Below are 20,973 nucleotides of genomic sequence, written 5' to 3'. Positions count from 1 at the left end.
GCATCGAGGAAACCTAGCCACACAACGCGTCTGTGTCTGGCACATGAAAAATTATTATAAAATAAAGGACAGTTATGAGCGCAAATAGAGAACATTTTAGTTCACGTATTGGTTTCATATTAGCTGCCGCTGGTTCAGCTGTTGGTATTGGTAACCTGGTTGGTTTTCCAGTAAACGCAGCCAAAAATGGTGGTGGCGCATTCTTACTTGTTTACGCATTATTCGTATTTTTTATCTGTTTACCTGTGATGATTGCCGAAATGGCAGTTGGTCGTAAAACTGAAAAGGAGCCTGTTGGTGCCTATAAAGATTTGAGCCAAGGTAACAAATTTTGGGGCGGCGTTGGCTTTCTAGGTGTGCTTACACCATTTATGATCGGCGTCTTCTACATGGTTATTACCGTATGGATTTTTGGTTACATCGCGCTAACTGCGATGGGTAAACTTGATTACTTAGCTGCCGGTGGCTTTGGTGAGTTTATTAACAGCCCTTACTTGTTTATTTCACTAGCCGTTGTCAGTGCAATCGTTGGTTTTATTTTAGTTGCAGGTGTAAAAGACGGTATAGAAAAAGCCGCCAAATCACTGATGCCAACTTTGTTCGTGATGTTAATAGTGATGGTAGTGTTTGTTTTGTTCCAAGACAATGCCATGGCCGGTGTAAAGTTTTTCCTTATCCCTGATTTTGATAAAATTACGCCAACGGTGATCAACGGAGCATTGGCCCAGGCCTTCTTCTCGCTATCTTTGGGTATGGGTATATTGATTACTTATGGCTCATACATTAACCGTAAAACAGACATTGCTGGCTCTGCTAAGTTAGTGGCATTAACCGATACTGCTGTAGCCTTTACGGCCGGTCTAATGATTCTACCTGCGGTATTTTCATTTAACCCTAATGTTGATCCTAACAACTTAAGTGATAGCTCGGTTTCATTAATCTTTAACTTTCTGCCAAAAATCTTTTTAGCGCTTGAAGGTTCTGTTGGTTATATCGGTGCTAGCGCAATCGCTATCTTCTTTTTCTTACTTGTCTTTTTTGCAGCGATTACGTCTTTAGTTTCGATTATAGAAGTACCAGTGTCATATTTAGTGACGGAAAAGAATCACAGCCGTAAAAAAGCGCTAGGCGTATTATTAATAACTGCTGGCGTATTGACCGTATTTGCTATGGTCTCTTTCGGTATGGTGTCATTCTTTACCGAGTTTACGTCGTATGCCGATAAGTCGAAGTCATTTTTTGACGTAATTTACGATGTGTTTTATGACACTATTCTGCCGCTTAATGGCTTCTTATTATGTTTGTTTGTGAGCTACCGCTGGAAAAAGCATAACCTAAATGCGGAGCTTTCTGTCGGCAATGAGAATTACCCAAATACATTGATGGCGAAGTACGTGAACTTTTCACTGAGCACGTTTATTCCTGTTATTGTTTTAGGTATTTTTATAAATACAGTGGCGACAATATTCTTTGGGAAAAGCTTAATTTAGCTATTGCCAGGTGTAACATTCAGCTAAAATAGGCCACATTAGTGGCCTTTTTTTATTGCTATGCATCAATATATTTCTGCTCAAGATTTTTCCTACTGTCAGCGTTTATTCCATGGAAGAGGGCATGCCTATGAAGGTTTGTCACATGTAAACGTGGACTGGTATCCACCTGTTGTTGTCATTATTTTATACAGCGAAGTAGAAGATACTTGGCTGCATCATCAGGCGAATTGGCTGTCTAAAAACATTACCGGTTGCAAATCTGTGCTGGTGCAACGTCGTTATCTCTCTATGTCGCCAACCGAGCATATATTAGGTGAAGAGGTTAGAGCGACCGTTGTTAAAGAGGGTTCGCTAAAGTTTAATATTGATTTGAGTAACGCACAAAATTCGGGGCTGTTTCTTGATATGGCTAACGGTAGGGCATGGCTCAATCAGCATGCTGAAGGTAAGAACGTACTCAATTTGTTTGCATATACGTGTGCTTTTTCAGTTGCCGCCATTGCCGGTGGTGCCAAGCAAGTGGTTAATGTCGATATCAGTAAATCATCGTTAGCTAAGGGCAGAGAAAATCATCGCCTCAACGACCACAACCTTGAACGGGTGAAGTTTCAAGGTGTCGATATATTCAAATCCTATAGTCGTCTTAAAAAGTTCGGCCCCTATGATATTTTGGTCTGTGATCCGCCTTCTTTTCAAAAAGGGAGTGTAGATATTGCTCGCGACTACAAAAAAATCATTAAACGCATACCAGCCCTAGTAAAGCCCGGTGGGCAGCTATTGTTATGTTTGAATTCGCCTGATTTAGACGAAGCTTTTTTGCTGCAAGAAGTCGCGCGTGAATGTGCAGATTGCCAGTTCATCGAAAAGTTAGATAACCCCAACGTATACAAGGAAGCACACCAAGGAAAAGGACTAAAAGTGCTGTTATTTCATTACTCACCTAAATGTTAATATTTTATTAATCTAGTATTTACATTTTATTTATACTAGACTCGGAAATAGTCATTACGTGTTAATTATTTAGCAGTCGGAAGTAGTTGACCTAACGGCGGTATTTTTGCAATTGCATAAAACAACAAAATGAAAGAAGGGATGAGTTATGAAAAAAGTTCTTTTAGCTTCTGCGTTATTAGTTTCAGCGTCAGCAATGGCAACAGCTCCAGGCGGTAGTGGATGTGGTTGGGGTAGTATGTTATTTGCTGGTAAAAATGGATTACCTATTCACGTATTAGCAGCAACTACTAACGGTATTACTGCAAACAACACCTTTGGTATGACGTCAGGCACGAACGGCTGTTCTACAGACGGTTCATTAACGTATGGCGGTAAAGGTTTAGTTAATGTAGGTAAAATTATCGATGAGTTTTCTGAAGACGTAGCACGTGGTGATGGCGAAGCAATTACTGCTGTAGCTGTATCAATGGGCGTAACTGAAGCAGACCGTTCACACTTCAAACAAACATTACATACAAACTTCGATTCACTGTTCCCGTCTGAAGACGTTACAACAGAGCACGTAGTAAGTACTATGTTTGCGATCATGAAAGAAGATCAAAAATTAGCAAAATATGTTGCTTAATTAAATAAACTAAGTGTTAATAAAGGAGGTTGCCTAGCAACCTCTTTTTTTTATTTTGGGAAAATTTGACGAAGTACATGAAGTATCTAATTGTTGCACTAGTAACACTTACGTTTTCACAAGCTTATGGCGCAGATGTTGCCCCACAAAAATTAGAAGAATTGGCTTGGAGTAAAGCATGGTTGGCGCTTTTACACTATGATGGAAAAACCAAGCAAAGTGGGCTAGAAAGCTATGTAGACGACGAAAAATTCTTTAGTAGCCCCAATGGGCATGTTGATCCGGTCGCTGAATTACAGGCAACTATTGACGTTTTGATTGCTGAGCCTGAAGCGCAATGTCGTTACCAAGCAAGAAAGCGCTTTATTTTAGATCAACTGCCTGATCTCAAAACCCACATTAAAGACCAACATTGCGACTTGTATACCCGCTGGCGAGAAAAACTGAACACCGATTCTATCGTGTTGGTGTTTGCCTCCGCGATGCTTAATAGCCCCTCTTCAATGTATGGCCATACATTCCTTCGTTTCGATCCAAAAAATGTAGAAAAGCACTCTACCTATTTGTCTTTTGCGCTTAATTTTGGCGCGAATGTAACCGAAGATGATGGCGGCGCTTTATATGCGATAAAAGGTCTGACAGGCGGCTATCCTGGTACCTTTGCATCTAACCCTTATTTTGAAAAAATTCAAGAATACAGCCGCCTTGAAAATCGCGATATGTGGGAATATCGTCTCAACCTTACTCCTGATGAAGTCAATCGACTGCTAGAACATGTTTGGGAGCTTAAGGAGATAGAGTTTGATTATTATTTCTTTGATGAAAATTGCTCATTTAGGTTGCTAGAGCTGCTTGAAGTGGCAAGACCTACGGTTAACCTACTTGATGACTTTCCAGTGGCAGCGATTCCTATCGATACCATACGGATAGCGCAGCAAAATGACATGATAGCCTCGGCGTATTATAGACCGTCAGTATTAACTGAATTAAAACATCAAATCGATTTGCTCGATGAGGCAGGCCAACAAGCAGTTTTATTGCTTGCACAAGATGCAACTTATGCGCAGTCTTCAACATTTAAACAGCTGCCACAGCAACAGCAAAACTTAGCTATAGATACGGCTTATCGCTATTTACGATACCAAAACACCCATGCGCAAAGAGACCCTGAAATTAGTAAACGCAGTTTTGCTTTATTAAAACTGATGCGGGCGAATAAACTGGGCGAATTACCTGTAATACCTCGTCCCACAGATCCGCTTGATGGCCATTTAACGACCATGTGGGGATTTGGCGGTGGCCATGATGAAAAGGGCGCTTATGGCGACATTACTCTGCGAGGGAGTTATCACGATTTGCTGGACCCTGCCCCTGGTTTTTTTCCAGGGATGTCACTTAATATGCTCAAATTTGTGGCCAGAGCCTATGAGGATGAAGTGGTCGTACAGCAGTTTGAATTGCTTGATATCATGTCGTTAAATGGCCGAAATCAGTATTTTAGCCCTTTGTCTTGGAATGCCAATGTTGGGTTAGAACAAGCTTGGTCGGGCGGTAAATTTAGGTATGCGTTTCAAGGCAGTGGTGGCGCAGGTTGGAGCTATCAACCTGTTGATAATGCCTATTTATTTGCATTGTTGACCGCTCGGCTTGAATTTAGCCAAGGTTTTGAGCATAAAGTAAACCTTGCTGGCGGACTGCACCTCGGTTACTTGCAAGCTTGGGACAATACCTCATTGCTATTTGATGCGCAGGCCTATCAATTTATTAATGATATCTATCGTATAAGGGTAGGGTTTTCACAAAGCGTTTCTTTTGCAACAAATCATAGTATTCGTCTTGGCGTTAATTATCATGACGTTGAAGATCTAGACTACGTGGATGTTAAACTTGAATATCGCCACTACTATTAAACGCGCGTTATGTCTTTTGCTTGTGCTGCTGCTTTCAAGCTGCAGTGGTTTATTGTTTTATCCTGATAAAACTATGTATCAGACACCAGAGATACTCGACCTTAAATATGAAGATGTCTATTTACCTTTGTCTCGAGATATCAAACTTCATGGATGGTGGTTGCCTAGCGTTGGTCCGGCAAAAGGGACGGTCTATTTTTTACATGGTAATGCTCAAAACATCAGTACCCATATGATGAATGTGGCATGGATGGCTGAAGCAGGCTATCAAGTGTTTATGATTGACTACCGAGGCTATGGCAGGTCTACTGGTATTCCAGTCATTCCTGATGTTTTTGATGATATTCGTAGCGGATTTTTGTATTTGCTAACGCGCGAAGAAGTGAAACAAAAACCCATATTTGTGTTTGCGCAAAGTCTTGGTGCGTCGATGTCGGGTTATGTATTTGCAACAGACCCACAACTAAAACAAGCTGTGACCGCAATCATGCTAGATTCTGCGTTTACTGGATACGATGAAATTGGTAAAGATGTTGCCTCTCGCACATGGCTTACTTGGTTGTTTCAATATCCTGTAGCTTGGTCAATGCCGAGTGAATACAACTTAGATAATGTGATTGATGAAATGTCGCCAACACCGCTGCTTATATTGCATAGTAAAGAAGACCAAGTAATACCGTTTGCTCACGGGCAAGCGCTTTATGAAAAAGCGCAATTACCGAAAGCGTTTTTTGAATACCATGGCGATCATATTGCGGTCTTTTTCAATCACAATAATCGCAAAACCGTTCTAAAATATATGCAAGACCAAATCGACGCGCAGCAAAATGCCACAACGCGCAATCAATAGAGGATTATTTTACTTACGCGTATGTCTGTTTGCGGTCGTTGTATAGCTCGATAATGTCTGAAATTGCATCAGAGCAATATGGTTTTAAGCCGCTCAACAACATGTTCTTTTCACCATGGCCAACAATATTGCCGGCATCATCAACGATGTTAAACGCTAAGATAGCTTTACCACGTTTCCCGTCTACAGACAGGTTTGTTGATGCGGTTTCTAATCGTAGACCTTTAATATCGAAAGTATCTAACGTTAATGACATGTTTTCATACATTACCATTGGGCGCGCAGGGTTTATCATGACATTGTTTTCTTCCATTAATTCTACCAACATGCCTGGGAATGTTTGACCTGAAAAGGCAACATAGGCTTGAATCAAATCATGGGTCAATGCGTCGTCTTTAATGCTATTACCTGAGCAGTTGATACCGACATATTCTTTGTCGTTAACATCAGTAACAAAGCTTTCGCTCTCTAGCTGCGTTGGGAAATTAAGCGGCGTGTCATCAGACACCATACCGGAGAATGTAAAACGCATATTTTGATGGATGCCACAACGCTTTAAAACGATAGCAAATAACAGATCGCCAGGCACAACAAAACGCTTCGCATCATGATCATGAAGCGGGTTAAAATCGTTTGCCACTTGTTTTGCAAAGCTGCAACCATGCGCTCTTTTAAATACAATTTGTTCGTCGTTTTGCTCAAAAAATTGCTCTAAAAACATACTACTTTTACATCTCGCTGGTTAAAAAACTGGCGCATATTAGCAAGAAGAAAGCAAAAAATCGAAGGTTTATTTACTGGGCAGACCAGTAAAATCAAGGGGTTGAGCGAACACGTGTACGTTGAGCTACTGTTTTTCGGCGACCAAAAGCTCTTTCTTTTGTTTGGACAATTGTTTGATTTGATACTCTCGTTTATAGGCCGCTATTTTGTCGCTGCACGCTTCTGTATAAGCAAGTGTGACTGGTCGCCTTGCTCTTGTATATTTAGCGCCTTTTTTATTGCAGGAGTTATGTTCATCTATTCGTTTTGTGGGATTAGTGGTGACACCTGTGTAAAGACTATTGTCGGCGCAGCGCACCATGTAAACATACCAATTGGACATTAAATGCTTTGTATTTGAGATCAACTAGCTGATAATGACATGAAACAGAATAACTAAAAAGTAAAACATGAAGCTATTAGCAAGTGGCCCAATTCGTAAAATGAAAACCGCGTTAGACAATGGGCAAGTCCAATATTCTCTTCCTGTAGGCGATTCCTTAGTTGCGATGAATGAATTGATCGGGCAAACGGTTAATATTCATTTTCTAAATGAAATTCGTTGTCAGCACTGTGATCGAAAAACCAAAAAAAGCTATTCCCAAGGTTACTGCTTCCCGTGTATGCAATCATTAGCCCGATGCGATATGTGTATCATGAAACCTGAAACTTGCCATTTTGAAAAAGGTACATGCAGGGAGCCTGAGTGGGGCCAAGAAAACTGCATGATTCCTCATTATGTTTATTTAGCCAATACATCAGGGTTAAAGGTGGGTATTACTCGCCATTCCCAAATACCCACAAGATGGTGCGACCAAGGTGCGACCCAAGCGTTACCGATATTTAAAGTGGCATCTCGCATTCAATCGGGACTAGTTGAAACTGCATTAGCCGAATTTATAGCTGACAAAACTAATTGGCGAGCCATGTTAAAAGGAAATAATGAAGCCATAGATTTAAAGGCCAAAGCGAGTGAGCTTATTCCCTTAATAGCTGAGCGTTTGTCGCAACTCAAACTCACTTATGGCAGTGACGCTATTGAACAGCTCGACGAAGATATTATTGATTTGGATTTTCCGGTAACTGAATTTCCGACAAAGATAACGTCATTTAATTTAGATAAAGCGCCTATTGTATCGGGCGTTTTGCAGGGGATTAAAGGTCAATACTTGTTGCTTGATACAGGTGTCATCAATATGCGTAAGTTTACTTCGTACTTTGTCGATTTTTCCGTCGAGTCGTCAACCAATCAACAACAAACATTGCAAATATAATATAAGTACAGGCTAGGGCGATTTGACCTAGCCTAGTGTAAAACTTACTACTCGCGCCACCGTCACCCAAACTCGCGCCAGATACAATAATAATCATAGTAGTTAATGCCATGGTATATATCGGTGCGAGCTTATCTTCTTTCAATATTTTTAATGTGAACAAGCAAATAGCGCTCGCGTAGACCAATATGGCAAAGGTGTAGTTAGGCGCAATAATTAAAAAGTTATAGACAACTATCGCGGCAACACCGCCTAATGCATTACCTATCAGTAAAGCTTTTGCGCCTTGTACACCGGCAACAATATCGGGCTTTAATGCCATAATCGCAATAAACACTATTACGAGAATACCACCCGTTAAGTTGTTGAATAAAAAGAACGCAAGCATCGGGATAATCAGCACTGTGGTAAGCATGGCTAATTTGGTTTTTGTCGCTTTATCGAGTTGTGCTTGCGCTGTTTTTTTAGCTGCTGGGCTAGTGCCTTTAATAAAAAGCTCATTACTTATCATGGCAATGGTTAAGGCGATTAAGCAGGAGAATAAAAGCCCCAAGGTTACCTGTGTTACAAGAGCAGGGTGCATAAACGACAGTAAAGGCACCAAGGTTAGGCCTACTAATAACATAGTGATGACAAACTCATTGCCGCCTGAATTAGCCCAGTAAGCTATCCAAAACACAATAAGCGTGCAGCACATCATAAAAACTATTGGGTATTGCACCAGAACTTTTGTAAATAAAATGGCCAGGATAAATGCTGTCGCTATTACCATTAATATTGACACTAAAAGCTTGAGCGGTATACGCGGTGTGCCAGGAGCCAAAAATTTAGCGGTGAATACTGGCGCAACGAAAGACAGCGGCCAGTTAATGGCGTAGGCGAGGGCAATTGATAGTGTGACGCCAAAGACAAAACGCAAGAATTGCCATTCTCGCGTTGTCAGTTCGCTTCGACTACCCAGTTTTAAAATCATCTCGTCGGCGTTGCTTTAATAAATGTAAGAAAACCAGCTAATCAATCGAATATAGACTTTGCCTAACGCATTAAATACAAAGTTGTTGCCGGTGTAGGTGATAACGTCTGCCTGACCACCTTCTCTTAACTGACCGATTGCCCTTGGATCGTCAAATTTGATGATCACGGTGAAGCGCTGAGGGTCTCGCATCCAGCTAGTAGATTTCTCAGGCACTGGTAAGCTACCGGGTTTGCTCTTATCAAAGTCGACACCATAACCTACGCTTTGAATCGTGCCGGAAATCACTTTACCTGGCAGAGCATCAAGCACAATATCAACGCTGTCGCCTTTATCAATATTGGCTAAATTATTTTCACGATATGATGCTTCGATCCACACATAGTCACTAGAAATATAAGTCATCACCTGACTACCTGCTTTAGCGTAATACCCTTCATATACTTTGGCATACGAAATTGCGCCGCGACCTGGTGCATTAATTTTGGTGCGTTCTAGGTTTAATTCCGCTAATCGCAATTGCGCCATTGCACTTTGTACTTTCGCGTTTTCTTGACCTGTTTGACCAAGGGTTTGTTTAGCTTGTTCATACGCGGCTTTTGCATTTGCTACATTTTGCTCTGCTTGCGCGAGTTGGCTTCTCGCTCTATCAGCATCAGAAAAGCTGACAACGCCTTGCGCTTCAAGCGGCAAAATACGATTGGCATTGGCTTGCTTCAATGATAAGTCAGCTTCTGCTTTAGCAACGCTAGCCTCCGCTGCTGCTACCGAGGCGGTATTAGCACCAACTTCCTGACCCGCTAACTCAAGTGACGCACGTGCTTGTTGCTGGGCAAGTACATAGTCCCTGTTATCAATTTCAAACAGCGGGTCACCAAGATTAACGACTTTGTCTCCACCGACATGAATCTTGGTGATGGTGCCGGATACTTCAGGCACTATTGGGATAACAAAAGCGCGTACTCGCGCATTATCCGTTATTGGCGTGATGCGATCGCTGACCAAATACCAAACAAAATATAGGCCTGCGATAATCAATACCATCTTGGTAAACTTATGGGTAAAGTCCTTTTTATTTTCTTGTGTCGCGTTCTCTGCCACTTCTTGCTCAGCCGCGTTGCTTTCTGACATTAGCTTTCCTCTTGCTGTGCACTATATTCGGTTTCGAGCCAATCAATTAACAATTGATATCCTAATGCCAGCACAACTGCACCAGCGAATAGACCAATAATGCCTGATGCCATCATCCCGCCAAGTGCGCCGAGTAAAATAACCAGCATAGGTGTATCCATGCCACGTCCCAAAAACATAGGTTTTAAAAATGCGTCACTACCACTAACAATAATGGCATATACGAGGAATATGATTGCCGGTGTGGTGTCTGCGATTGAAAAATAATATGCAGCGATAGGGCCAAGCACGATAATCGGAGGTAGTTGCATTATGGCAAATAGCAACACGAGTAACACCCAAACACCAGCACCAGGAATACCGGCAAACATTAAGCCTATCCCCGATAAAAAGGCTTGAATAGCGGCGACACCCAAAATACCTACAGCGACACTGCGTACCGTTAGTATTGAGGTTTCAAGTGCTTTGTTGCCGTGCTCTTCACCCATTAGCGTTTTGAACACCATAATACAGCCTTGCTGACAGGCTTGTGCTTTTACTAAAAATACGGCGGCAATTATCAGCGACAACACCATCTGTAATACCGTTGCGCCAATGCCTGCGATTGCACCAAAAAGGCCCGATAAAGCATTTTTAATTTGGTCAATGTGCTTTATAAAAAAGTCCTGAATGTCGGCATTAGCGTCGCTCCATAAGGTATACAGTTTTTCACCCACTAATGGCCAGTCTTTTACACTTTCGCCAGGCGGCGGAACCTCTAACGTACCTGCTTGCGATTCTTCCATGACGTAAGTAGCACTTTCGATGGTTGAAGTAGCAAAAATTGCTGAAGGTACAACAAGCAGGGCAATACCTATAAGTGCTATTAATGTAGCGCTTGTCTTTTCTCGTTTTCCTAACGCTCTACTGAGTTTTTTGTGAGCAGGAAATAAGGCAATGGCTAAAATAGCCGCCCAAACAAGAGGCAAGATAAAGGGTTTTAAAACGGTGTAGCAAACATACAAAGTCAAAAAAAGTGCTGCGACTTTGACTGATGTATCAATAATCTGTTTTGTATTATTCATTTGCAAAACGTTCCTTTTTTTAGTGGTGTTGTCTCGCATTCATACGAGAGCCAACAAGGCTCGCAACAAGTATTGCGATATAAAACTGACCGACAACGGCCTGCATGTAAACAAAAAAGCGGGACAAAGGTATCGCTGGTGTTATGTCGCCAAAACCCAATGTAGTTAAGGTAACAAAAGAAAAATAGACAAATTCGGGTAACAGCAAATACCAATGCGTTTGATGTTGTAAATTATTAAAGGCTTCTGGGAAAAATATTTCTATTAGCGAGTAAATAAGTGCCCATATCAGTCCCATCAATAAGTAGAGGCATATAGCTCCAAGAATTTTGTTGCCGTCAACGTCACCGGTGAAAAGCACTTGTCGAGCTGTTTTATAGGCTGTGCTAATAAAAAAGATAAGCATAAGTGACAGCAGTAAATAATCACCACCGACGCTGTCGACGAGGTAAGTTGTCCAAGCTGTAACGATAATAGCGACAGGAAAAACAGCAGCTCGCCTTAATATGTGTTTGTCTTTCTCTACTCCCCAAACAGCTACTAGTAAAGTGATCACTGTGGTGGACTGCATCAAATGCTGCACAGCACTAGAGAAAAACTGTTGCGCCAATGCCATGCCTAGCAACAACAAGATTAAAGCAAAGGTTAAGTAAACAAAATTATCGCGTTGACTCATATGGTGTCGCATGAAAAACCCCGACTTATTAGCGCGTTATCTATTCTTTTATTCTCTAGTGTAAAGCCTTTGTTAAGTATGTAAAGCGCTGGTTATAACAGCGCCTATTTTGCCGACGCACCATGATCAACCATTCACACCTATGTTGGTGCACATATTTGGTGCACGCGCTGCGCAATTTTACATGGTGATTTACTTAAGTTGCTGTAATTAAACGCTTTTAATTACTTGGCACGTGAATTGTTTAATAACAGCGAAACTATAATAAAGGGGTAGATAATGAAACTCATAAACGCAATCATAAAGCCTTTTAAGCTTGACGATGTTCGTGAAGCTATTTCAGAGGTTGGTGTTGAAGGCCTTACGGTCAGCGAAGTTAAGGGATTTGGCCGTCAAAAAGGTCACACGGAATTGTATCGTGGTGCAGAATATCAAGTAGATTTCTTACCAAAAGTAAAATTAGAAATTGCAGTAAATGATGACTTAGTAGAGCGCTTAGTAGAAGCGATCACAAAAGCTGCTTACACCGGCAAAATCGGTGACGGCAAGATATTTGTTTACGATTTAGAGCAAGCTGTGCGTATCCGTACAGGTGAATCAGATGTAGCGGCGCTGTAGGGGTAAAGTCATGGAACAAAATATAACAAACCTTCAATTTGCACTAGATACGTTTTACTTTCTAGTGTGTGGTGCATTGGTTATGTGGATGGCAGCGGGTTTCGCTATGCTAGAAGCAGGCCTTGTTCGCGCTAAAAACACAGCAGAAATTTTAACTAAAAACGTAGCCTTGTTTGCTATTTCTTGCACCATGTTCATGGTGTGTGGTTACCACATCATGTATGGCGGTAATGATTTTGGCTTCTTCCTATCAAATATGGGCGCGGCAGAAGATTTATCATATGCTAAGCCAGCTGACTTTTTCTTCCAGGTAGTATTTGTTGCAACAGCAATGTCTATTGTTTCTGGTGCGGTTGCTGAGCGTATGAAGCTATGGGCATTTTTAGCCTTTACCGTTGTAATGACTGGTTTTATCTATCCAATGGAAGGTTCTTGGACATGGGGTGGTCAATCTGTTTTCGGTCTATTCCAAATCAAAGGAATTGAAGGTGCAGGGGAAAATGGCATATTTGATTTCCAAGATTTTGCTGGTTCAGGTATCGTACACATGGCAGGTGCTGCGGCAGCATTAGCAGGTGTATTGTTACTTGGTGCTCGTAAAGGCAAATATACTGCTGATGGTAAAGTAAACGCGATTCCTGGCGCAAACTTACCACTAGCAACATTAGGTACATTTATCCTTTGGATGGGTTGGTTCGGTTTTAACGGTGGTTCTCAATTAATCGTTTCAACATCTGACGACGCTTCTGCGGTTGCAATGATCTTTCTAAACACTAACGCGGCAGCAGCAGGTGGCGCAATTGGTGCATTATTGTTAGCTAAAATATTGTTTAAGAAAGCCGACCTTACTATGGCATTAAACGGCGCATTAGCAGGTTTAGTTGCTATTACAGCAGAACCATCTACACCTACAGCATTGCAAGCCACTATCTTTGGCGCAATCGGTGGTGTAATCGTTGTGTTCTCAATTGTCGGTTTAGACAAACTTAAGATTGACGATCCTGTGGGTGCTATCTCTGTTCACGGTGTAGTAGGTCTATTTGGCCTACTTATCGTTCCACTGACAAATGATGCGGCTTCTTTTGGTATGCAATTGTTAGGTGCACTTACTATTTTTGTATGGGTATTTGTTACAAGCTTGATTGTTTGGGCTATCCTGAAAGCTGTTATTGGAATTCGCGTAAGCGAAGAAGAAGAGTACGAAGGTGTTGATAAGTCTGATTGCGGCTTAGAAGCTTACCCAGAGTTTACTCGCAGCTAATCACTCGATAATGTTGTTATAAAAAGCAGCCTTTAGGCTGCTTTTTTTATGTCTAGCGGATTGATAGATAAAGATTAAATATTTTAAATGTGTAGTATACAATGTAGGTATACCGTTTTTACCAACAAGCCTTTTAGGAAAAACACTATGGCAATAGAACAATTTGGCATTTGCTCGGAACCAAATCTTCATGGCTATTATTTGTTGTTTAATGTAATGGATGATAGAGACGATGAGGTGAGAGCTATCGTGGCGAGTCTGCCAGAAGTCTTTGATCGTTTCGGCGATCGTTTCTCCGAATCAAATGTAAACTGTGTTGTTGCTATTGGTGCGAGCTACTGGGATGACTTCTTTCCACAAGCTAGGCCGAAAGGGCTAGCACCTTTCTTAGGTATGGAAAACGAAGATAGAATTGCACCGGCTGTTGGGTATGACATTTATGTTGAGGTGCGCAGCGACCGTTTTGATGTAAATCATATTATTGCCTCTAAAGTCTGTGAAATGTTTGGCGATAGTGTCGAACTTGTTGAGCAAACGCGCGCTTTTCGTTTTCTTGATGGCAGAGATTTAACCGGTTTTGTAGATGGCACAGAAAATCCTCAGGGTCGTCATCGCCGAGAAGTGGCGCTTGTTAAAGCCGACTACGATGAACAGTTTCAAGGTGGAAGCTATCTGCATATTCAACGTTACCGCCATAATTTAGCCTTGTGGGGTACGTTAAAGCAGAAACAACAGGAAGACATTTTTGCTCGCACAAAAATGGCAAATGTTGAATACAAATCTGAAGAGAAACCGCCGACAGCACATATCAAACGTGTTAACTTGAAAGATGAAAATGGCGATAGTATTGAAATTTTGAGGCAAAGTATGCCTTATGGTGATATGAAAACTCAGGGGCTATTTTTTGTATCCTACTGTCGTGAACCGGAACCTTTCATGCAGATGTTAAAAGCGATGATTTACGCTGACGGTCATGGCCATTTTGATCACATGCTTAAATACACGCAAGCAGAAACCGGGGCTGCTTTTTTCGCGCCTAGTCGCACCCTGTTAGCTAGTTTATAAGTAAAGAAAAAGCAGCAATAGCTGCTTTTTTTATCTGATAATAAAGTAATCTATTTAAGTTTGTACTACGTTTATAAAGACGACAACTTGAGGATTACCGTGCAAATATTACTCACTGGCAGTACTGGCTTAATTGGCAGTTTTCTACTTAAACGTTTTCAACAACAAGGGCATCAGGTGTTCACCTTGGACCGCCATCGTTTTGACGATCCCAATCGATTTTACTGGGATATTAATTCTGGCGCTTGGGACCTTCCTGCTGATTTTACCTGCGATGTTGTAATTCATCTAACCGGTGAAAATATTGCTGCTCAGCGTTGGAGCGATGCGCGAAAGAAACGGATTATCGATAGCCGCGTAAAAAGTACAGCCTTACTTGTTGATATTATTGAACGAATGCCATCACCACCAAGTCTGGTTATGTCCGGCAGTGCCATTGGGTTTTATGGTAATACCGGAACGACAAAGGTCGACGAGCATTCATCGCCACCTGATGAGTTTATGTCGGATATATGTCAGCAATGGGAAGCAGCTATTTCGCCAGTTAAATCAGATACCACTCGTTTGGTTAATCTGAGAACTGGCGTGGTGTTATCAACCCATGGAGGCGCTTTGGCCAAAATGTTGTTACCTTTTAAGCTTGGGTTAGGAGGGAAAGTGGGCACAGGGCAGCAGTATATGAGTGTGGTAACACTGCCTGAATATGCCAATATGATCGATTTTCTTATTAACACTAAGGATATCGAAGGACCGGTCAATCTTGTCTCACAACAGCCTATAACTAATCATCGATTCGCTAATATGTTAGCTAAAGCCCTTTCACGGCCGGCTATATTTCCATTGCCAGCGTTTGTGGCCAAAATCATGTTGGGTGAAATGGCTGAAGAGTTATTATTGGCGAGTAACCGTGTAGTGCCAACAAAGCTTATTGAGCATGAGTTTTCGTTCGATAAGTTGCCGATGGAGAAACAAATAGAGATGCTTATTAGACAAAAGCTTTAGTTTGTTTGCATCTCGTCAGTGTTCTAGTCTAAGTTTTTTGAAAACAGCGATTCTAGCTGAGCAATGGTTTCGTCAATTTCTGACACTTTTGTTGGGGCAATGAAAATCGTATCATCCCCAGCAATGGTACCTAGAACGCCGTCGCTTTTACTCAAACTATCTAGCAAACGAGCGATTAGCTGCGCTGCACCAGGACTTGTTCTAATAATAATCATCACTTCATTATGCTCGATATCGAGCACCAGCTGGCGTAGCGGACTTTTTGCGGTAGGAACTCCTAATTCAGCAGGTAAACAATAGACCATTTCTTGACGAGCATTACGTGTTCTAACGGCGCCATATTTGCTTAACATGCGAGAAACTTTTGACTGACTAATGTTTTCAAAGCCTTGAGATTTTAACGCATTGACGATGTCGCCTTGTGAACCAAACTGTTCTTGTTTTAACAAATCTTTGAACGCTTGTACTAGTGCTTCTTGTTTTTGTTGAGCCGTCATAGTAAGTCTCTATTTATTCTATAATGAATACCAGTCATGTGCCCGCCTTAACTTTGCCTATGGGTGTGACACAATCCATGCTTTACACAATATATCGTAATACCTAAGTATTATTTCATAAAATAATATATTAGTTAGACTAGTAATGCATTAAGTCAGTTAATTGTTGTTTTTTACCGCAATATAGATTATCTTTTTGCGGCGAAAAATTTACGTAATTACTCAAATTTTGGAGATTAACTCATGAAAGTAGCTGTTCTCGGCGCTGCTGGCGGTATCGGTCAAGCACTATCTTTATTATTAAAAACTCAATTACCTGCTGGTTCTGAGTTATCTTTATACGACGTAGCACCAGTAGTACCAGGTGTTGCTGTAGACCTTAGCCACATCCCAACAGCTGTAGACGTAAAAGGTTTTGGCGCAGATGATTTAGGAGCGGCACTAAAAGATGCTGATATCGTAATCATTCCTGCAGGTATGCCACGTAAGCCGGGTATGGACCGTGCGGACCTTTTCAACGTAAATGCAGGTATTGTTAGAACGTTAGCAGAAGGTATCGTTGCAAACTGTCCAAATGCTATGGTTGGTGTAATCACTAACCCAGTAAACGGTACAGTGCCAATTGTTGCTGAAGTATTTAAAAAAGCGGGTATCTACAATGAAGGTCGCCGCATCTTTGGTGTAACAACACTTGACGTGATTCGTGCTGAAACGTTTGTTGCAGAAAACCAAGGTTTCAATGTTGCTGATGTTAAAGTACCAGTTATTGGTGGTCACTCTGGCACAACAATTTTGCCATTGCTTTCTCAAGTTGAAGGTGCAAACTTTAGCGACGAAGATATTGCTAAGTTAACAGACCGTATCCAAAACGCAGGTACAGAAGTTGTAAATGCAAAAGCGGGTGGTGGTAGTGCTACGCTTTCAATGGGCGCTGCAGCAGCACGTTTTTGTTTATCTTTAGTGAAAGGTCTTCAAGGTGAAGATGTTGTTGACTATGCATATGTTGCAGTTGACGGTGGTGATGCCCCTTACTTCGCACATCCAGTGCGTTTAGGTAAAAATGGTGTTGAAGAAATTCTTTCATATGGCGAGTTAAGCGCTTTTGAAACGAAAGCAAAAGAAGATATGTTAGCTACCTTAAATAAAGACATCCAAGAAGGTGTTGATTTTGCTAACGGATAATATGACTTTTTATCGTTATATTATTTAGATTCAAAGTGTTACAAAAAGCCCAGCGAAAGCTGGGCTTTTTTGTTTGTACAATTCGCTACAATTGATGAATGAATTTTTTTTCTTAATGATAATATTTTCTACGTTTCTTTTCGTATTTTAACCTGCTGTTTTATATGGTTTTTAATTATTTCTTGAGTGTTTTTCATACAGGTGTAAAGAAATCTTTTCTAATAAAAAAAAAGCACACCTTATAACGGCATTTGCATTTGTAAATAAGTGTGTTACAAATTAGCTGGTAGTAAAAAAAATAACTAGCTTTTCTACACATTTTAACAAAAACAATTAAACACTCTAGGGAGTAACATTGTGAGAGAATTAAACCTACTGGCTCGTAGTGTAAAAACTGCGTTGCTTTTCGGTGCTGTTGGGAGCTTTGGTGCTTTCGCTGCACAAGAAGAAGCGGCAGCCGAGCAAACTGTTGCAGTGCAAGAACAAGTTGCACAAGAAACAGCTATTTTAGAGGAAGAAGATGAAACGGAAAAAATTCAGGTTACGGGTTCTCGTATTCGTAAAGCTGAATTTGACAGTGCTTCTCCAGTCCAAGTTATCAGTGGTGACCTATCTCGTGAATTAGGTCTTTTCAGTGCCGGTGATATGCTTCAACAAACTAACCAAGCTTCTGGTCTTCAAATCGATAACACTTTTGGTGGTTTCGTATTAGATAATGGCCCGGGTGCTTCAACTGTTGGTTTCCGTGGTTTAGGTGCAGAGCGTACGTTAGTACTTATCAATGGTCGTCGTATGGCGCCTGCAGGTGTAGGTGGCGCACCAACGTCTGCTGACCTTAACCTTATTCCAGGTGTAATGATTCAACGAGTTGAGAATTTATATGATGGTGCTTCTACCGTATATGGTTCTGATGCTGTTGCTGGTGTTGCAAACATTATCTTGAAGCAAGACGTTGAAGGATTTGAAGTACAAGCATACCGTAATGCGCCGAAAGGCGGTGAAGGTGCTCGTACAACTGTATCAGGTATGTATGGTACTTCATCAGATAATGGTTATTTCACTATCGGTGCAGAATATACGTTAGAAGAAGCGCAATCTTATGCAGGTAACCCATTTGCGAAAGGTTGTGAAGAGCGAATTTGGGAAACTGAAGACGGTCGTATTATCAAGCGTAACTCAGGTTTAGGTGCACTTCCTACAGCCGATACGTGTGATATATTCCCACTAACAAACCGTATGCAAGACCAGTTCTTCTGGGGTAGTCTGTACTATACACCTGGTTATACTAACACGGGTATTCCAAACTTCTCAGAATCATCAGTGCCTTCAATTTACGCAAACTTATTGCCTACATGGGTACCTGGTGACTTTAACCAAGACGGTGTTATTGATCTTAACAACGGTGACGGTGTAACTGTTGATGGAAATGGCGATGGTTATCAAGATTTTGATTTCCAAGACCCATTATATGCTTATCAGCAATCAGACTATTACAAGTCAGGTGATTATCGCAGCGAAAACAAACGTTTCTCTGTAATCGCTAACGGTGAATACAATCTCCAAGATAGCATGGATACAACGATTTATGGTGAAGCATTATTTGCAAAACGTGAATCGCCAATCTTTTCGCCTGGCGCGCAAATTTTCCAATGGGTACCTTCAAATAACCCATTCAACCCTTGTAATCCTAATGGCCTAAATGGTGTTGACTGTTTTGGTGTACTTGGATTTGGTCCAGGTGGTCCACAAGCGGTTAGACCTATATTGAATATCCGTGGTGACAGAGACAGAGTTGATGTTGAAGTATCACAATACCGTTTAGTGACAGGTATTACAGGTAACATCACAGACACTTGGTACTATGACGCGTTTATTTCATACAGTGCTTCTTCTGGTAAAGATACTCGTACGGGTGTTGGTGAAGCGCAGTTAATCAACTCTTTAGATGCCGTTGTTAATGCAGACGGTTCAGTATCTTGTGCTGATACATCTGATGGTTGTGTACCAACAAACTTCTTCCGTCCAGGTTTATGGCAAGCAGGTGGTGGTTACTTAACGCCAGCATCATACGATTACTTAATGCTTGACCGTGTAATGGAAACAGATGTTTCTCAGTTTATCGTCAGTGGTTTCGTTGGTGGTGAGTTCTTAACTCTTCCTTGGAACAACGAAACGGTTAACGGTGTAGTTGGTATAGAATTCCGCAAAGATGAAATTAAATCTAATCCGAATGACGTAGCAGCTGGTGTTGATGGTTCTCAACTATGGGGCTACTTCTCAGATTTAGGTGCTGACGGTTCTCGTAACTTAAAAGAAGCATTTGCTGAATTTGATTTCCCATTAGTTCGTGGTATGACTGCCGTTGAAGAATTAACATTCACAGCATCAGGCCGTATTTCAGATGAGAGCTACTACGATCCAGCGACTACATACAGCTTAAAAGGTGTGTATCGTCCTGTTGAGTGGGTAACGTTACGTGGTACACAAGGTACTTCATACCGTGCACCTAACTTACGTGAGCGTTTCATCAATGGTACAACAGGTTTTAATACTGTAACTGACCCTTGTGTGGTTCCAGATGATGCACGAGTTCAAGATCCTTCGGATCCTTCAGCTCCACCAACATATGATCCAACATTAGATCAACGTGACCCTTCTGTACTAGCAGCTTGTCAAAGTGATGGTGTAGATCCAACTTCATTGGGTATGGGCCAAAATGGCACGCCTGAATTTACAAGCAGCTATAGCGCTGAAGTTGTAACTGGTGGTTCTACGCAAGTAGTGGAAGAAACGTCTACTGCTAAGACATACGGTTTCATTATTGAGCAACCATTTAGCGAAGAATTCGAATTAACGCTATCAATGACGCGTTACGATATCGAAGTTAAAAACTCAATTGCTGAGCCTTCAGCAGCATATAGTGTAAACCAGTGTTACTCTGCAGGTGGTATTACTGCATTCTGTGACCGTATTGACCGTGATAGCGCAGATGGTCGTATTTCTTTAGTTGACCAAAGTTTTATCAACATTGGTTTGATTACGTCTAAAGGTTACGATTACAACATCTACTACAACCAAGACTTCGTGCTAGGTGATGAAAACTTAGGTGTTACGTTAGATGTACAAGCAACTAAAATGACTGAAGCGTTATATGACGTATTAGGTACAGTTGATGATGACTTAGGTGAGCCTGATTATCCAGAATGGCGTGCATTTGCGCGTATGCAGTTTGAATATTCAGACTTCCGTTTCAATTGGGAAACTCGATTCATTGGTAAAGGTCAAGAAGACCAATTTAATGCTGATGGTGATGAGTTGAACCCGTTCTATGAGTTATCAAACGGTTGTACTGGTCTATATAACGACGATGGTTCTAACCTAATGTGTCGTGAGAAAGACTTTACTGAAGACTACTTCGTTCATAACATGAGCGTATCTTGGTCAACAGATAATTATTTACTATCTGTAGGTGTTCGTAACGTATTTAACGAAGCGCCACCGCAAGTAGATCCAAGTGGTTCATTCTCTAACACTAACATTCCATTAGGTGTTGGTTATGATACATATGGTCGTACGCCATACATTAACTTCTCTGCTAGCTTCTAGTAGCGTGGGTTAATAATGAATTAAATGGCC

Annotated in this window: 19 protein-coding genes; 12 read left to right on the top strand and 7 right to left on the bottom strand. The window is 41.3% G+C overall.

Translation table 11 applies throughout. From position 1 onward, the window contains the following. Positions 1 to 74 precede the first annotated feature (74 nt). The 5 genes from QUD85_RS11950 (at position 75) to QUD85_RS11930 (ending at position 5,832) form a co-directional block, all read left to right on the top strand. The gene (locus QUD85_RS11950; RefSeq protein WP_093326830.1) at positions 75 to 1,490 is read left to right on the top strand and encodes a sodium-dependent transporter; all 1,416 of its coding nucleotides are present in this window, start codon (positions 75 to 77) and stop codon (positions 1,488 to 1,490) included. Positions 1,491 to 1,550: 60 nt separating this feature from the next. After that, entirely contained in the window at positions 1,551 to 2,444 is an 894-nt protein-coding gene (locus QUD85_RS11945) for a class I SAM-dependent methyltransferase (RefSeq protein WP_093326832.1), read from the top strand. Positions 2,445 to 2,592: 148 nt separating this feature from the next. Continuing rightward, complete coding sequence (locus QUD85_RS11940) at positions 2,593 to 3,072, top strand: DUF3015 domain-containing protein (protein ID WP_093326833.1); 480 nt, start codon at positions 2,593 to 2,595, stop codon at positions 3,070 to 3,072. Between the two features lie 77 nt (positions 3,073 to 3,149). Beyond that, positions 3,150 to 4,982: an Lnb N-terminal periplasmic domain-containing protein gene (locus tag QUD85_RS11935; RefSeq protein WP_093326834.1), complete on the top strand. Its 1,833-nt coding sequence runs from the start codon at positions 3,150 to 3,152 to the stop codon at positions 4,980 to 4,982. Further along, entirely contained in the window at positions 4,960 to 5,832 is an 873-nt protein-coding gene (locus QUD85_RS11930; protein WP_177168816.1) for an alpha/beta hydrolase, read from the top strand. Before QUD85_RS11935 ends, QUD85_RS11930 begins: the two co-directional genes overlap by 23 nt. Before the next feature lie 13 nt (positions 5,833 to 5,845). On the opposite strand, the gene QUD85_RS11925 is transcribed toward QUD85_RS11930, so the two are convergent. Together QUD85_RS11925 and QUD85_RS11920 are read right to left on the bottom strand one after the other, a co-directional pair. Further along, positions 5,846 to 6,553, bottom strand: a complete 708-nt coding sequence (locus QUD85_RS11925) for a DUF3581 family protein (RefSeq protein WP_093326837.1) — start codon at positions 6,551 to 6,553, stop codon at positions 5,846 to 5,848. Between the two features lie 126 nt (positions 6,554 to 6,679). Beyond that, complete coding sequence (locus QUD85_RS11920; RefSeq protein ID WP_093326838.1) at positions 6,680 to 6,937, bottom strand: GIY-YIG nuclease family protein; 258 nt, start codon at positions 6,935 to 6,937, stop codon at positions 6,680 to 6,682. Between the two features lie 67 nt (positions 6,938 to 7,004). Here QUD85_RS11920 and QUD85_RS11915 point away from each other — a divergent pair, with 67 nt between their 5' ends. Next, on the top strand, positions 7,005 to 7,868 hold the full coding sequence (locus QUD85_RS11915) for a DUF2797 domain-containing protein (RefSeq protein WP_093326839.1): 864 nt from the start codon (positions 7,005 to 7,007) through the stop codon (positions 7,866 to 7,868). Here the strand turns inward: QUD85_RS11915 and QUD85_RS11910 are convergent. Genes QUD85_RS11910 through QUD85_RS11895 form a run of 4 tightly spaced genes read right to left on the bottom strand, consistent with a single transcriptional unit; the run spans position 7,801 to position 11,724 of the window. Then, a complete protein-coding gene (locus QUD85_RS11910) occupies positions 7,801 to 8,841 on the bottom strand; it encodes a DUF2955 domain-containing protein (RefSeq protein WP_093326841.1) in 1,041 nt (346 codons plus the stop codon). The genes QUD85_RS11915 and QUD85_RS11910 overlap by 68 nt on opposite strands. Positions 8,842 to 8,856: 15 nt before the next feature. Next, positions 8,857 to 9,972, bottom strand: a complete 1,116-nt coding sequence (locus QUD85_RS11905) for an HlyD family secretion protein (RefSeq protein ID WP_093326843.1) — start codon at positions 9,970 to 9,972, stop codon at positions 8,857 to 8,859. After that, complete coding sequence (locus QUD85_RS11900; protein WP_093326844.1) at positions 9,972 to 11,036, bottom strand: AI-2E family transporter; 1,065 nt, start codon at positions 11,034 to 11,036, stop codon at positions 9,972 to 9,974. The genes QUD85_RS11905 and QUD85_RS11900 overlap by 1 nt, the downstream gene beginning before the upstream one ends. Positions 11,037 to 11,055: 19 nt before the next feature. Continuing rightward, positions 11,056 to 11,724 carry a potassium channel family protein gene (locus tag QUD85_RS11895; RefSeq protein WP_286219192.1) on the bottom strand — a complete coding sequence of 223 codons (669 nt, stop codon included), beginning with the start codon at positions 11,722 to 11,724 and terminating at the stop codon, positions 11,056 to 11,058. Positions 11,725 to 11,991: 267 nt separating this feature from the next. On the opposite strand from QUD85_RS11895, the gene glnK reads away from it, so the two are divergent. The 4 genes from glnK to QUD85_RS11875 all read left to right on the top strand — a co-directional run bounded on the left by glnK (position 11,992) and on the right by QUD85_RS11875 (position 15,658). Next, a complete protein-coding gene (glnK, locus tag QUD85_RS11890) occupies positions 11,992 to 12,330 on the top strand; it encodes a P-II family nitrogen regulator (RefSeq protein WP_093326847.1) in 339 nt (112 codons plus the stop codon). A gap of 10 nt (positions 12,331 to 12,340) precedes the next feature. Then, a complete protein-coding gene (locus QUD85_RS11885) occupies positions 12,341 to 13,591 on the top strand; it encodes an ammonium transporter (protein WP_093326849.1) in 1,251 nt (416 codons plus the stop codon). A 147-nt stretch (positions 13,592 to 13,738) separates the two neighbouring features. Continuing rightward, the gene (locus QUD85_RS11880; RefSeq protein WP_093326851.1) at positions 13,739 to 14,656 is read left to right on the top strand and encodes a Dyp-type peroxidase; all 918 of its coding nucleotides are present in this window, start codon (positions 13,739 to 13,741) and stop codon (positions 14,654 to 14,656) included. Between the two features lie 99 nt (positions 14,657 to 14,755). Beyond that, the gene (locus tag QUD85_RS11875; RefSeq protein ID WP_177168817.1) at positions 14,756 to 15,658 is read left to right on the top strand and encodes a TIGR01777 family oxidoreductase; all 903 of its coding nucleotides are present in this window, start codon (positions 14,756 to 14,758) and stop codon (positions 15,656 to 15,658) included. Between the two features lie 23 nt (positions 15,659 to 15,681). On the opposite strand, the gene argR is transcribed toward QUD85_RS11875, so the two are convergent. Continuing rightward, on the bottom strand, positions 15,682 to 16,155 hold the full coding sequence (gene argR / locus QUD85_RS11870) for a transcriptional regulator ArgR (protein ID WP_093326854.1): 474 nt from the start codon (positions 16,153 to 16,155) through the stop codon (positions 15,682 to 15,684). Positions 16,156 to 16,398: 243 nt separating this feature from the next. Between argR and mdh the strand changes: the two genes are divergently transcribed. Then, a complete protein-coding gene (mdh, locus tag QUD85_RS11865; protein ID WP_093326856.1) occupies positions 16,399 to 17,337 on the top strand; it encodes a malate dehydrogenase in 939 nt (312 codons plus the stop codon). Positions 17,338 to 17,694: 357 nt separating this feature from the next. After that, positions 17,695 to 20,943: a TonB-dependent receptor domain-containing protein gene (locus tag QUD85_RS11860; RefSeq protein ID WP_093326858.1), complete on the top strand. Its 3,249-nt coding sequence runs from the start codon at positions 17,695 to 17,697 to the stop codon at positions 20,941 to 20,943. Positions 20,944 to 20,973: the final 30 nt, after the last annotated feature.

Source organism: Thalassotalea agarivorans, assembly GCF_030295955.1.
Lineage (GTDB): Bacteria > Pseudomonadota > Gammaproteobacteria > Enterobacterales > Alteromonadaceae > Thalassotalea_D > Thalassotalea_D agarivorans.
The sequence above is the reverse complement of the archived record's forward strand: the minus strand, read 5'-3'. Positions and strand labels throughout refer to the sequence as shown.

Coding starts and splice junctions, on each gene's coding strand:
- argR (WP_093326854.1), bottom strand. CDS start 16,155: ATGACGGCTCAACAAAAACAAGAAGCACTAGTACAAGCGTTCAAAGAT.
- QUD85_RS11885 (WP_093326849.1), top strand. CDS start 12,341: ATGGAACAAAATATAACAAACCTTCAATTTGCACTAGATACGTTTTAC.
- glnK (WP_093326847.1), top strand. CDS start 11,992: ATGAAACTCATAAACGCAATCATAAAGCCTTTTAAGCTTGACGATGTT.
- QUD85_RS11940 (WP_093326833.1), top strand. CDS start 2,593: ATGAAAAAAGTTCTTTTAGCTTCTGCGTTATTAGTTTCAGCGTCAGCA.
- QUD85_RS11895 (WP_286219192.1), bottom strand. CDS start 11,724: ATGCGACACCATATGAGTCAACGCGATAATTTTGTTTACTTAACCTTT.
- QUD85_RS11905 (WP_093326843.1), bottom strand. CDS start 9,972: ATGTCAGAAAGCAACGCGGCTGAGCAAGAAGTGGCAGAGAACGCGACA.
- QUD85_RS11950 (WP_093326830.1), top strand. CDS start 75: ATGAGCGCAAATAGAGAACATTTTAGTTCACGTATTGGTTTCATATTA.
- QUD85_RS11915 (WP_093326839.1), top strand. CDS start 7,005: ATGAAGCTATTAGCAAGTGGCCCAATTCGTAAAATGAAAACCGCGTTA.
- QUD85_RS11880 (WP_093326851.1), top strand. CDS start 13,739: ATGGCAATAGAACAATTTGGCATTTGCTCGGAACCAAATCTTCATGGC.
- QUD85_RS11900 (WP_093326844.1), bottom strand. CDS start 11,036: ATGAATAATACAAAACAGATTATTGATACATCAGTCAAAGTCGCAGCA.
- QUD85_RS11945 (WP_093326832.1), top strand. CDS start 1,551: ATGCATCAATATATTTCTGCTCAAGATTTTTCCTACTGTCAGCGTTTA.
- QUD85_RS11925 (WP_093326837.1), bottom strand. CDS start 6,553: ATGTTTTTAGAGCAATTTTTTGAGCAAAACGACGAACAAATTGTATTT.
- QUD85_RS11910 (WP_093326841.1), bottom strand. CDS start 8,841: ATGATTTTAAAACTGGGTAGTCGAAGCGAACTGACAACGCGAGAATGG.
- QUD85_RS11935 (WP_093326834.1), top strand. CDS start 3,150: ATGAAGTATCTAATTGTTGCACTAGTAACACTTACGTTTTCACAAGCT.
- mdh (WP_093326856.1), top strand. CDS start 16,399: ATGAAAGTAGCTGTTCTCGGCGCTGCTGGCGGTATCGGTCAAGCACTA.
- QUD85_RS11920 (WP_093326838.1), bottom strand. CDS start 6,937: ATGTCCAATTGGTATGTTTACATGGTGCGCTGCGCCGACAATAGTCTT.